Origin of the sequence: Acinetobacter guillouiae CIP 63.46 (genome assembly GCF_000368145.1) — a bacterium.
Lineage (GTDB): Bacteria > Pseudomonadota > Gammaproteobacteria > Pseudomonadales > Moraxellaceae > Acinetobacter > Acinetobacter guillouiae.
Genome location: NZ_KB849283.1, coordinates 843,991 through 856,859, shown reverse-complemented (window position 1 = coordinate 856,859; position 12,869 = coordinate 843,991). Strand labels below are relative to the sequence as shown.

The following is a 12,869-nucleotide window of genomic DNA, read 5'->3' as shown; positions in this document are numbered from 1 at the left end:
GGGAACTAAAGATGTGGGAACTTGTTAAAGCCGGCGGTTGGTTAATGCTGCCATTGGTTTTATGTTCAATTTTTACTGTTGCGATTTCAATCGAGAGATTTATACGGCTGAAACGATCTTTAGTTCTACCTAAGTCGCTTATGATGCAAAAAGGTCGCAATGTTGACGATGTTTTAGATGAAATGGAACAAGATCAAGCTGTTTGCCAAACTGCATTGGGCTATATTTTTAAAGATGGTATAGATGCTTACGCTCAAGGTGAAGCATTTGCACGTGCTCAGATGGAAGCGACTGCTTCACGCGAAATTGGATATTTAGAAAAAAATATCAATTTCTTAGGTACATTGAGCGCTGTTGCACCGTTATTGGGTCTATTGGGCACAGTGATTGGAATTATCGAATCCTTTTTAGTCATTGATTTAGGTACGAATGCCAATCCAACCATGATGATTCCTGGTATTTCTAAGGCATTAATTACCACAGCTGCCGGTATGGTGATTGCTATTCCAGCACTATTTGCCTACCGTTATTTTCAGCGCCTAGTTCAGGAATATGTGGCTGAACTCGAGCAACAGTCGACTTTATTTCATGCCGCCTTATTTTTTCAGAAACACCTTGAAAATGAAAAAAAGAAAGCTGGTTAAATCCGTTTTAGGGGTGTTTCATGAAATTTAGACGCAGAACAGTTGAAGATATTCATATCAATCTTACGCCATTGATTGATTGCTTGTTATTTATATTGGTGATTTTATTACTGACCACCACCTTTAACCAGCAAAGCCGGATCAATCTTTCTTTACCGGATGCACAAGGTGTTCCGCCAAAAGAATACAAAAATAAAATTGAAGTCATGGTAGACTCGGTAGGACATTATGCAGTAAATGGGCAGGCACTTTCGAGTAAAGAGTCGGCTGATTTAAGTACTGCAATTAAGCATGCAGCAAATGATAATCGTGATCTGATGTTTGTGATAGCTGCAGATGCTAAAGCGACGCATCAAGATGTTATTCGAGTGATGGACGTCGCAGGACAGCTAGGTTTCGTTAACATCAATATCAGTACCAAAGTTCCATCTCGAGGTTATTAATTAGTGAATCAGGATTTTAAGGTCTATGTCCGTCTTTTGGCATATTTAAAGCCGTATTGGGGGGCAGCCTTACTCGTTATTATTGGATTTGGCATAAATGCGGCAACTGAAGTTTCTGTAGCGAAATTACTTAAATTTATTATTGATGCAATTCAAGATGGTAATCGTGGCGATCTTGATTGGTTTCCGGCACTGATTATCTTACTGATTTTTTTCCGTGGCTTAGGTTTGTTTATGGGGGGCTACTTTACAGCTGTCATCTCAAGAAGTTTGGTATTTAGTATTCGCCAAGAAGTTTATGCCAAACTCTTAAAACTCCCAGCACAGTATTACTTGGATAATTCATCTGGCCATATCACTGCAAAAATTATGTATAACGTGGAGCAGTTAACTGCGGCTTCCTCTGAATCGTTAAAAACATTAATTCGTGATGGTGCAATTGCTTTAGGCTTATTGGGTTATTTGCTCTATACCAATTGGCGTTTAACCTTGTGTATTTTTATCTTTATGCCGATTATTGGTTTATTGGTGCGTAAAGCTTCAAAACGCATGCGTAAGCTGTCTATTCAAGTGCAAAATACCATGGGTGATGTCAACCATATTGTGCAAGAAACAGTCAGTGCGAATGCAGTTGTAAAAAGCTTTGCAGGTGAAGAAAGTGAACAACAACGTTTTTATAAGTCTTCAGAAGAAAACTTAAAACGCGGTTTGAAAATGGTGGTTGTACAAAACTTAAATAGTCCACTGGTACAATTGGTCATGGCTTTCGCTCTGGGTATCATTATTTGGTTGGCATTACGTCCACAAATTTTAGGCGATACTTCAGCAGGCGAGTTTGTTGCTTATATCACAGCAGCAGGGTTATTAGCAAAGCCTATTAAAAACTTAACAGATATCAATGAGAAATTACAACGTGGTATTGCTGCGGCATATTCTGTGTTTGAAGTTCTAGATTTGCCACATGAAGAAAATACTGGAACATTAACGCCAAAATTATTGGGTAATATTAAGTTTGATCATGTGTCTTTGATTTATAAAAATAATGTAAAAGGGATTGATGATTTCTCATTAGACATACAAGCAGGTCAAACCATTGCTTTGGTTGGGCGTTCAGGTGCTGGTAAGTCATCTTTGGTGAATATGTTGGTGCGCTTTCAGGAAATTAGTGCAGGGCAGATTTATCTAGATCAATTGCCTATTCAAGATATTGAACTCAGTTGTTTACGTACCCAAGTTGCAATGGTCAACCAGCAAGTGGTTTTATTTGATCGAACAGTGCGTGAGAATATTGCATATGGTCAGTTAGAAAAAGCATCCGATGAAGCCATTATTGCCGCTGCTAAAGCAGCTTATGCACATGACTTTATTATGGAGTTACCAAACGGTTATGATACACCTTTGGGCGCGCAAGGCTTAAGTCTTTCAGGTGGTCAACGTCAACGTATTGCCATTGCGCGTGCAATCCTTAAAAATGCACCGATTCTTATCTTAGATGAAGCTACCAGTGCCTTGGATAATGAGTCTGAACACTTTATTCAAAAAGCATTTGATGAAGCGATGCTTGATCAAAATCGAACCACGATTGTGATCGCTCACCGTCTATCCACGATTGAGAAAGCGGATAAGATTGTGGTTATGGATAAGGGGCGTATCATAGAGCAAGGTACTCATACGGAGTTATTAGCGAAGCATGGCGCTTACTATCAATTGTATGAACGTAACTTTGAGGAATAATCGAACATGTCTATTGCGCAAATCATTCAAGATGCTTGGAATAAACAGTCCAAGTGGTTGATTGCATTGCGGCCATTGTCATGGTTATATCAATTCGGTTTTACGGTAAATAAGCAACTGTATCAAAAAGGTATAAAAAAAATCTATAAAGCACCTGTCCCAGTGATGATTATTGGAAATATTACTGTGGGCGGGAGTGGGAAGACACCGTTATTGATCCAGTTGGTGAAATATTTGCAACATCACCGTGTTCGTGTTGGTGTGATTAGCCGTGGTTATGGGGGGCAAGGGCCTTTTCCTGCACTGGTTACTTTAGATTCTGTGCCTGATCAAGTGGGCGATGAACCCTGTTTAATTGTTCAGTCTACTGAGGTTCCCATGGTAGTGGGTGGCAATCGCCAAGCCAATATTGAGTTACTACTGCAACATTATGAACTTGATTTGATTATCAGTGATGATGGTTTACAGCATTGGGCTTTAGCGCGTCAAATCGAATGGATTGTGTTGGATAATAACCGGGGTTTGGGCAATCAAAAACTGCTTCCTGAAGGTTATTTACGCGAGCCTGTGAGCCGTTTAAAGCACGGTACCGTGATTGAGCATGCGCACCAGCCACATTCAGCTCTAAATATGCATTTAGAAGTGACAGAACCTTATCTATTAAATCCAAGTTTTGACCAATCTGAGCAGTTTGATCCTACACTCGATTATTATGCAGTTGTTGGAATTGGTTTTCCTCAACGCTTTTATAATACCTTGGAAAGTATAGGTGTAACTCAATTTCAATGTCATGAGTTTCCAGACCATTATGATTATGAAATTGATGATTTGCAGTTTGAAGATAACAATCCGATTATCACCACTGAAAAAGATGCAGTAAAGCTTTTACCATTATTGAAAAATCATTCTACATTTAGTCGTGGGATTTGGGTAGTTCCAGTGGGGGCAGTCTTGTCTGATGAATGCTATCTATTACTCAACCAACAACTTACTCAACTTGGTATTGATCTAATACAAGGTTAATTTGATGAAATATATTGTTATTCCTGCGCGTTTTGCCAGTTCACGTCTTCCGGGTAAACCGCTTTTAGAAATTCATGGACGAGCCATGATTTTACGTGTGGTTGATCAAGCAAAAAAAGTACAGGGGTTTGATGATCTTTGTGTGGCAACAGATGACCCACGTATTGCAGCGCTTTGCCGAGCAGAAGGTGTGGATGTTGTGATGACTGATCCGAGTCATCCTTCAGGCACAGATCGTTTAAGTGAAGTTGCTCGGATCAAAGGTTGGAATGCTGAGGATATTATTGTGAATGTACAGGGCGATGAGCCTTTGTTGCCTGCACAATTGGTGATTCAAGTTGCGGAGTTGCTAGCACAGAAAGCAGATTGTTCAATGTCGACCTTATGTGAGCCGATACATCAGCTTGACGAGTTTCAGCGTGACAGCATCGTGAAAGTGGTGATGTCAAAGTTCAATGAAGCGCTTTATTTCAGTCGTGCACAAATTCCTTATGATCGAGAGGGTGTTAAACAGGCTGAGCAAAAGCTACATCAGCATGCTTATCGTCATTTGGGCTTATATGCTTACCGTGTCAAGCTTTTACAAGAATATGTCACTTGGGATATGGGTGTTTTGGAACAGTTGGAAAGTTTAGAGCAATTACGCGTTTTAGAAAATGGACATCGTGTTGCGATTGATATCGCACAAGTAAACTTACCACCGGGTGTCGATACTCAAACAGATTTGGATCGCTTAAACGCCTTAGATGTAGCGGTTTTTGAATAGTTTGTCTTTGCATTATTTATACTTACGTCACTTGTTTTTACCTCACTTGTATTTAGGTTTTTGATTCATGGATGCTTCTAATTCTCAGGTTTATCCTTGGCAGCAACAGACATGGGAAACCTTAACAGGTCGCTTTCCAAAATTAGGGCATGGTTTATTGTTCTATGGTAAAAAAGGTTGTGGTAAACATGCATTTACCCAACATTTTTTGTCATGGGTTTTGTGTTTAAATAAAACACCACAAGGTGCTTGTGGAGAGTGCGCAAGTTGCCAGTGGCTCAAATCGGATACCCACCCTAACTATGTTAATATCACGACCGATGAAGAGAATAAGAAGCAAAACGCGAAAATTAAGATCGAGAAGATCCGTGATTTACTACCATTTGTGCAGCAAACAGTAGATGGTTGGCGCGTTATTGTGATTGAACCTGCAGAAGCTTTAAACATTGCTTCTGCAAATGCATTATTAAAAACACTAGAAGAGCCAGGTGATCGGGTACAGATTATCTTACTTGCAGAACATTATCTAAAGCTGCCTGCAACGATTCGTAGTCGGTTACAGCACTTTGCCATGGATCGTATTAGCCCCACGCTTTCAGAACAATATTTGCAACAGCATTTACCAAGTGAAATGCATTCTAAAATTAACTTGTTGATGAATTTATCCAATAACATGCCATTGCAAGCATTGGCGCTTGCTGAGCTGGATTGGTTAAACCGACGTGGGGAATTTTTACAAGATTGGCAAAAACTGGTCAGTCAAAAAAGCATGCCTTTACAGTTCGCTTCAAAATGGAATAAAGAACTGAGCTTTTATGATTTTTTACAAATGTTTGAATACTTGTTGTCAGATATAATTTGTGTCAAGCTGAATCAAGTTGTAAAGAATTCAGATTTGCAGTTGGATGAGCTTGCAGCGCAGTATCAATTGCAAACCTTGTTCTCTATTTATGAGGATTTACAACAATCTAAGCTAAAAGTTGATCAAAATGTACAAACAAATCTAATTATTGATCAATTGTCGATTCAGTTAATGAATGTGACATAAAATTTGAATATTCAGGGGGAATAATCATGCAACCACGTATGGGCGGTTTGATTCAAGTCAACATCAATGATCGTGCAACCTTACAAGCCAGTTATATGCCTTATATTTTAGGTGGTGGCTTATTTGTACCATCAAAGAATGCTGTAAAAATGGGCGATGAAGTTTTCGTATTGGCAGGTTTGCCAGATCAATCACAGAAAGTTCCTTTAACAGGGAAAGTGATTTGGATTTCGCAAAAGCAAAATGGAATTAAGCCACAAGGTTTTGCAATTCAACTCACTGGCGAAAAAGGCATCTATTACAAAATGGAAGCAGAAAAACTACTCGCAGGCAGTATGTCTTTAGACCGTCCTAGCTTTACAATGTAAGCCAATTTTCAATATTTAGGAATTTCTGTGTTTGTTGATACGCATTGCCATTTAACCATGTTAAATCTTGAACCTTATGCTGGGGATCTCGATGCCGCATTACAACAAGCAAGAGATGCTGGTGTGTCCAAATTTATGGGGATTTCTGTAGATTTGGATGACCATATCGCACTTGCAGAAATTGCCGCAAGACATTCAGATGTGGGCTATAGTGTTGGTGTGCACCCATGTGAAGATCCTGCAGTGATGCAACGTGCAAGTGTTGAAAAACTAGTTGAACTGGCGCAGGCTGAAAAAGTTTGGGCCTTGGGTGAAACGGGTTTAGACTATTTTCATAGTACTGAATTTATTGCTGAACAAAAAGCCTGTTTTGCACGACATATTCACGCATCGCAACAGCTTAAAAAACCTGTAGTTGTCCATACCCGTTCAGCAAAGCATGAAACTGTAGACATTATTCGGGCTGAAAAATCAACACATGGTATTTTGCATTGTTTTACTGAGGATTGGGAGACTGCAAAGGCGGTTTTAGATTGTGGCTACTATATTTCCTTCTCTGGAATTGTTTCATTTAAAAATGCGCAAGATTTAAGAGATGTTGCAAAGCAGGTACCTTTAGATCGCTTGTTGATTGAAACGGATAGTCCTTATTTGGCGCCGATGCCTTATCGAGGAAAACCGAATGAACCAAAATACGTTCCTTATGTAGCCAAAGCGCTGAGTGATGTATATGATAAAACGCTTGAAGAGATCGCTTTCATTACCACACAAAATTTTGAAAATCTGCTTCAACAAAAGTGATTGAAAAGCACTGATTTAAAAAGCAATCAATAGAAGTGCGTCAATTTATTAACGGATAGAATTAACAAGAGAGTTTATCGGGTGAAGATGGATCGACAGGCTCAGTTTAGAGCAAGAGAAGCATTGATTTTTCAGGTTGCTGAACAACTGCTTTTAGAAAATGGTGAAGCTGGGATGACATTGGATGCCCTTGCTGCAGAACTAGATCTAGCTAAGGGAACACTTTATAAGCATTTTCAGAGTAAAGATGAGTTGTATATACTACTCATCATTCGTAATGAACGTATGTTACTTGAAATGGTACGTGATACTGAAAAAGCATTTCCTGAGCATTTGGCTTTTTTTATGTTGCACCATTTACACCATCCTGAACGTGCAGTGTTATTCCATCAGATCGAAGAGCGATTATCCACTACTGGACAAGGCATCCATCATTTATTTAGTGAACTCTATCAAGTGCGTAAACAACGTTTACGTATCATTATTCGAATGACAGAATGCTATCTAGAATCCATTCAAAGTTTGATGTCGGTACGTGATTATTTGGCTTCGATTTGGTCAATTACGCATGGTGGAGCAGCGATATTGAATTCAAGCTTCTATCAACGTTATTTAGGTTGTCGAGATACCTTACGTGTCGCATTGATTGATCAGGCATTGGCTGTGCCAAAACATCCACAAGCCTCAGAACAGGTTGCTTAGCTGCAATGAAAAATCTACGATCATCTCAAAAAATGCGAGGTTTTACCTTAATTGAGGTGATGGTGGTGATCGTCATCATCAGTATTATTGCCTCATTGATCATTTTAAATATTGATGGCGTAGATCAGCGTAAAGCTATGCAAGCGCGCGAGATGTTATTGCTCGATTTAAAGCAGATTAATCGTGAAGCCAATGATCAAGCGCGTATTTATGCACTCGATTTACACAATGCTACGGATGTTGCAGCTGCACAGTATGGTGTTATTGAATATATTCCAGTCAAAGAAGACGCTGAGCAACGTATTCGAGTGGTTGACAATAAACCATGGAAAGAAGTGACGGACTTTCCTAAAAGAGCGTTGCCAGAATACGTTTCATTTTCTATTGAAACAGAAGATCATCAATTCCAAAATGCAAATAACTCAGAACTCTTGGGGAATAATGCACCTAAATTGATTTGGTTTGGAAATGGTGAAGTCAAACCTGTCACAATTCAAATGTATTATCAGCAAAAGCCAGTGGGTGGGGTGATTCGAGTTGATTATTTGGGTAAAGTAGATGAAGAAAAATAAGGGCTTTACTTTAATTGAGGTGGTTGTGGCTTTGGCGATTTTTGCAGTCGCAGCAATGGCTTTGACTAAAGTCGCGATGCAATATACGCAGTCGACAGCCAACGCGATTTTACGAACCAAAGCTCAGTTTGTTGCACAGAATGAAATCTCAATGATGATGATTAATCGTGAATGGCTGTCAGGAACATCATCCAAACAAATCACCACACAAGGTGAAACTTGGCAGGTAGATAAAAAAGCAGAATCTACACTGAGCCCAAATGTACAAAAAATAGATGTGCAAGTGAGCCTTTTTAATCCTGATACGGGCAAAGTAGAAGCAGGGATTACCAATATGGTGTTCTTTAATTATCCGATCAAAGAAAAATAATGATGAATCTAATCAAACATAAAAAAAATCAAACTGTGTATTCACAGAAAAGTACGGGTTTTACCTTAATTGAACTTTTGGTGGCTATTGCAATCTTTGCTGTTTTGTCAGCATTGGGCTGGAAAATATTTGACTATCTGATTAAAGTTAAAGATCGTAATGTCATACATGAGGAAAATTTAGGTCAATTACAAGGTGCGTATCAACAGATTCAGCGTGATACCTTACAGATTGTTCCTATTTCTGCAAGAAGTGGTGAGGAAATTGAACCTGCTTTAGGTTTAGATAATCAAAAACTTTCTTTCAGTAAAACAGGTGTAACCGACCCGCTTAAACAGGGGTTGTCACCCTATGAACGAATTGAATATGTTTACAATGCGCAAGAGAAAAAACTTTATCGGTTAAAATATTCAAATTTAAATCGAAATAATTCAGAACAGCCCTTGTCGAGTGTGTTATTGGCAGATGTTGATCAGTATCGTATTGATGTTTTAAATCCAACAGAATTAGATCGTTGGCCAAACGATATGATTAAAAATGATGGGCAATTGCCGCGTGGGATTAAAATTAAAGCCACGATTCGTGATATAGAATATGAATGGATTTTTAGTTTGCTCAATTCTGACTATCTGATCAATAATGGCGCAGCTAATTAAATCAGTATTGTGGTAGATGCGGATCAATAAATTTAGGTAAATCATTCATGCAATTAAAGCAGCAAAAGGGTATCGCATTAATTACGATTTTAGTGATGGTCGCTTTGGCAACCATCATTGCTGCGACGATTGCTAAACGTCAAAATTACACTAATGAAAGTACAGGTTTTTTAAAACGGCAAAGCCAAGCACTTTTTTATGCAAAGAGTGCGGAAGCATTTTATTCTGAGATATTGGTACAAGACAGCGAAAACAGCAAAGAGGCAGATTACTTACAAGAAACATGGGCAAAACCGATGCCAGCATTTCCGGTTGAAGATGGATATGTCACAGGTGTGTTGGAAGATGAGTCAGGTAAATTCAATTTAAACAGTTTATTAACCAATGAAGGTAAGCCCAACGACGCGGCACAGAAATATTTTTCTAAGCTTTTGGTTCGTGTCGGTTTACCTGCTGATGCTGTTCAAGCAGTGATTGATTGGCAAGATCCAGACAATGAAACCATAGGTTCATACGGCGCTGAAACAAGTTATTACCAAGGTTTGCCTAAACCATATTTGGCTGCAAATCGAAAATTTTCCAGTGTTGAAGAACTTAAACAAGTACGTGGTTTTGAAGAAAAAAAGTATGATTTAATTGCACCTTATATATCTGCACTGCCTGATATTGCAACAAAAATTAATGTCAATACTGCATCTGCAATGGTTTTGGCAGCCATGGATGAGAAACTAGACGTAAATAGCGTACAAACAGCTTTAAAAGCGCGACAAGAAAAACTTGAGCATTTTGCCAATGTGGGTGAGTTGATGAAAGTCGCACCATTTGACACATTGGAAGCTGCGAGTAAAACCGAGGCAGATAAGATTTTCGGTGTGACATCCAATTATTTTAAAGCCAAGATCGAAGTATCTTTAAGCAATCGAAAGCGTCAATTTACTACGCGCTTTATGCGTAATGATAAATCGCAAGTTTATGTTTATTCGCGTAGCCTTGCGCCATTTTGAAAATTTTAGTGAATATTTATTTTAACTATATGATTTTAAATGACTATAAAAGTTAGTCAAAAGGTAGTTAAAAGGTTGGTTGATTGAGTGAACATGATTCGATAAGCTAAATAGGCCTAAAAAATGAGATCATCCTTTTTGCTAATTGCAATCAACGTGAAAATTAATGCTCAGGGTTCGAGTTTTGCTTTATAATCGAGATTCTTTACCGATTTGTTTATAAAATTTGGCTCATGTTAATTCGTAAGTTATTTAAGTTTGAAAATGCACATATTGTGCGCAATTGCACGTCAGATCGTTGCAAACGGTCTATACACGGGCACAGCTATAAAGTTGAATTACTACTTAAAGCTTCAAAACTTGATCATGGTCAAATGGTATATGACTTTGGATTGCTTAAAGGTGTAATTAAAGAAATTTTCGACAGTTTTGACCATGCAATCTGTTTTTGGCAAGAAGATAACCCTGAATATATTCAGGCGTGTAAAACTTTTAGTGCTCGTTGGGTGGCTTTGCCAGTTTCTCCATCGGCTGAACAGTTTTCACGGATATTCTTTTTTCTCGCGCAACAGATTTTAAAATCAACCATTACCCAAAATGGGGAAGGGGATGTTGAAGTCTATTCTGTGATTGTGCATGAAACCGATACAGGTTATGCGCAAAGTTTTCAAGAAGATATTGAAAATGCTCAGATGGGACTGTTGAATCTGGATAAAATTATTTTTTCTGAGCAGGTCATATCTGAATGGTCTGACCCAGAAATGTATGAAAAATTGAAACAAGGTATTCCGTTTCAAAACCCTGAAGTGGATTTACAGGTTAAAATTTAAATGATGATTCTTGAGTGAAATCCATCTTTAGGACAAATAAATTTTTAGGAAAATGAAATTTAGGATGAAAGTTGATGCAATTATCTGAACTCGAACAAACAAAATTAAATCAAGTTCGGTTAGATCAAAGTTGGAAAGAAGGTTTAGCTGATTTTCTTTTGAGTCAGCAAATGGATGATTTGCGTTCTTTTTTAGTTGCTGAAAAAAATGCAAATAAAACCATTTATCCACCGAGCTCACTTATTTTCAATGCATTAGACACAACGCCATTGAATCACGTAAAAGTGGTTATTTTAGGACAAGATCCTTATCACGGTCCTGATCAAGCGCATGGCTTGAGTTTTTCCGTACAAAGAGGCGTTGCATTGCCGCCGTCTTTACGTAATATCTTTCATGAGTTAAATACAGATTTAGCTGTACCTATATCCCGACATGGTGATCTCACCAAATGGGCTCAACAGGGTGTATTACTTTTAAATAGTGTGTTGACAGTGGAAGCTGGGCAACCAACATCACATCAAAAACGCGGTTGGGAAAATTTTACAGATCATGTGATTGATGTGTTGAATGAGCATAGAGAGCACATTGTATTTATACTTTGGGGCGCATATGCTCAGAAAAAAGGACAACGTATAGACCAAACGAAGCATCTGGTATTAAAAGCTGCGCACCCATCTCCATTGGCAGCAAATCGTGGTGGCTTTTTTGGTTGTAAGGTTTTTTCAAAAACAAATAATTATCTGAAACAATATGGCATTGAGCCAATCGACTGGCAGCTGGACGCATGACAAACTCTCCCGAAATAAATAATTATCACCCAGATCTGATTATCGAAGAAGCGAAAAAGGGATGGCGAATTATTCGCTTAAATCGTCCTAAGTCGCTTCATGCACTTGATGAATCTATCGTTGCGGCATTATTGAAGCTGTTTGAGGATTTTCATCATGATGACTCAGTTAAGGCAATTTGGTTAGATTCAACCACGCCTAAAGCTTTTTGTGCAGGCGGTGACGTTCGTAAACTGCGTCAATTGGTGATCAACAATGAAGTTGAAACAGCCAATAAGTTTTTTGAAACGGAATATGCTTTAGATTTACTGTTGCATAATTATGCTAAACCTGTAGTGGTTTGGGGTGAAGGTTATGTCATGGGTGGTGGCTTAGGCTTATTTATGGCTGCCCCATTTCGTTTAGTTACTCCGTATTCGCGTCTTGCTATGCCGGAAGTGAATATTGGTCTATATCCAGATGTGGGGGCTACACGTTTCTTGGCAGATCGTGGTCCGATAGGTTTATTCACAGGTTTAACTGGTTCGATCATGACTGCAGCGGGTGGTTATGGGATTGGCTGGGCAACTCATATTTGTGATGCCCAACGTGATGTGGTTTTACAGAAACTGATTGATATTGATTGGGATCATTATCCTGCTGGTGATTTCCGTGCTTTAGATGACACCTTAAATAGTTTACATCGTCCTGTTTCACCAGGACCGTTGCAAAACTCTTTGGATGTGATTCATAGTGTTTGTCGTGGTGTAAACTTTGAACATGATTATGAAGCGATTATTGGCCTAAGTGATGCGCGTAGTGATTGGTTGCGTCAAGCCAGTGAGAATCTACAAAAGGGCTCACCAAGTACTGCTGCGATTACCTGGTTGTTATGGCAGTGGGGACGTCAAGTTCATCCGTGGTCTGAGGTTTTTGAATTAGAAAAACAAATTTCTGATTGGAAAATTCGTCATCCTGATTTTGTTGAAGGGGTACGCGCACGTTTGGTGGATAAAGATTTATCACCAGAGTGGGAACAGGTTGAGTCTCGAACATTGCGTGGAATACTTGCTAAAAATCCACCTGTCACAACGATTGACAGTTGGAATGCGCTGCTAAGTCAGTACGGTATCATTTAAGG

General features: G+C 38.9%; 16 protein-coding genes. All 16 read left to right on the top strand.

The genetic code is table 11. The annotated features are described in order from the left end of the window. Positions 1-11 precede the first annotated feature (11 nt). Entirely contained in the window at positions 12-644 is a 633-nt protein-coding gene (locus F981_RS09260; protein ID WP_004720849.1) for a MotA/TolQ/ExbB proton channel family protein, read from the top strand. A gap of 20 nt (positions 645-664) precedes the next feature. Continuing rightward, a complete protein-coding gene (locus tag F981_RS09255; RefSeq protein ID WP_004720846.1) occupies positions 665-1,087 on the top strand; it encodes an ExbD/TolR family protein in 423 nt (140 codons plus the stop codon). Positions 1,088-1,090: 3 nt separating this feature from the next. Then, entirely contained in the window at positions 1,091-2,821 is a 1,731-nt protein-coding gene (gene msbA / locus F981_RS09250) for a lipid A export permease/ATP-binding protein MsbA (RefSeq protein WP_004720843.1), read from the top strand. Between the two features lie 6 nt (positions 2,822-2,827). Then, positions 2,828-3,844, top strand: a complete 1,017-nt coding sequence (lpxK, locus tag F981_RS09245; RefSeq protein WP_004720839.1) for a tetraacyldisaccharide 4'-kinase — start codon at positions 2,828-2,830, stop codon at positions 3,842-3,844. 4 nt (positions 3,845-3,848) lie between these two features. Then, positions 3,849-4,610, top strand: a complete 762-nt coding sequence (gene kdsB, locus F981_RS09240; RefSeq protein ID WP_004720837.1) for a 3-deoxy-manno-octulosonate cytidylyltransferase — start codon at positions 3,849-3,851, stop codon at positions 4,608-4,610. A gap of 67 nt (positions 4,611-4,677) precedes the next feature. Then, positions 4,678-5,658: a DNA polymerase III, delta' subunit gene (locus tag F981_RS09235; RefSeq protein ID WP_004720835.1), complete on the top strand. Its 981-nt coding sequence runs from the start codon at positions 4,678-4,680 to the stop codon at positions 5,656-5,658. Between the two features lie 26 nt (positions 5,659-5,684). Further along, positions 5,685-6,026, top strand: a complete 342-nt coding sequence (locus F981_RS09230; RefSeq protein WP_004720833.1) for a PilZ domain-containing protein — start codon at positions 5,685-5,687, stop codon at positions 6,024-6,026. A gap of 27 nt (positions 6,027-6,053) precedes the next feature. Beyond that, a complete protein-coding gene (locus F981_RS09225) occupies positions 6,054-6,827 on the top strand; it encodes a TatD family hydrolase (RefSeq protein WP_004720827.1) in 774 nt (257 codons plus the stop codon). Between the two features lie 87 nt (positions 6,828-6,914). Continuing rightward, a complete protein-coding gene (locus tag F981_RS09220; RefSeq protein ID WP_004720824.1) occupies positions 6,915-7,529 on the top strand; it encodes a TetR/AcrR family transcriptional regulator in 615 nt (204 codons plus the stop codon). Between the two features lie 5 nt (positions 7,530-7,534). After that, entirely contained in the window at positions 7,535-8,101 is a 567-nt protein-coding gene (locus F981_RS09215) for a prepilin-type N-terminal cleavage/methylation domain-containing protein (RefSeq protein WP_004720822.1), read from the top strand. Beyond that, positions 8,088-8,471 carry a type II secretion system minor pseudopilin GspI gene (gene gspI, locus F981_RS09210; RefSeq protein ID WP_016539436.1) on the top strand — a complete coding sequence of 128 codons (384 nt, stop codon included), beginning with the start codon at positions 8,088-8,090 and terminating at the stop codon, positions 8,469-8,471. The genes F981_RS09215 and gspI overlap by 14 nt, the downstream gene beginning before the upstream one ends. Further along, on the top strand, positions 8,471-9,127 hold the full coding sequence (gene gspJ / locus F981_RS09205; RefSeq protein WP_004720816.1) for a type II secretion system minor pseudopilin GspJ: 657 nt from the start codon (positions 8,471-8,473) through the stop codon (positions 9,125-9,127). The genes gspI and gspJ overlap by 1 nt, the downstream gene beginning before the upstream one ends. Before the next feature lie 47 nt (positions 9,128-9,174). Continuing rightward, positions 9,175-10,131 carry a type II secretion system minor pseudopilin GspK gene (gspK, locus tag F981_RS09200; RefSeq protein ID WP_004720813.1) on the top strand — a complete coding sequence of 319 codons (957 nt, stop codon included), beginning with the start codon at positions 9,175-9,177 and terminating at the stop codon, positions 10,129-10,131. 233 nt (positions 10,132-10,364) lie between these two features. Continuing rightward, on the top strand, positions 10,365-10,961 hold the full coding sequence (locus F981_RS09195) for a 6-pyruvoyl trahydropterin synthase family protein (RefSeq protein ID WP_004720811.1): 597 nt from the start codon (positions 10,365-10,367) through the stop codon (positions 10,959-10,961). A gap of 74 nt (positions 10,962-11,035) precedes the next feature. Next, positions 11,036-11,749, top strand: coding sequence for a uracil-DNA glycosylase (gene ung, locus F981_RS09190; protein ID WP_004720810.1), 714 nt, complete (start codon positions 11,036-11,038; stop codon positions 11,747-11,749). After that, the gene (locus tag F981_RS09185; protein WP_004720808.1) at positions 11,746-12,867 is read left to right on the top strand and encodes an enoyl-CoA hydratase/isomerase family protein; all 1,122 of its coding nucleotides are present in this window, start codon (positions 11,746-11,748) and stop codon (positions 12,865-12,867) included. Before ung ends, F981_RS09185 begins: the two co-directional genes overlap by 4 nt. Positions 12,868-12,869: the final 2 nt, after the last annotated feature.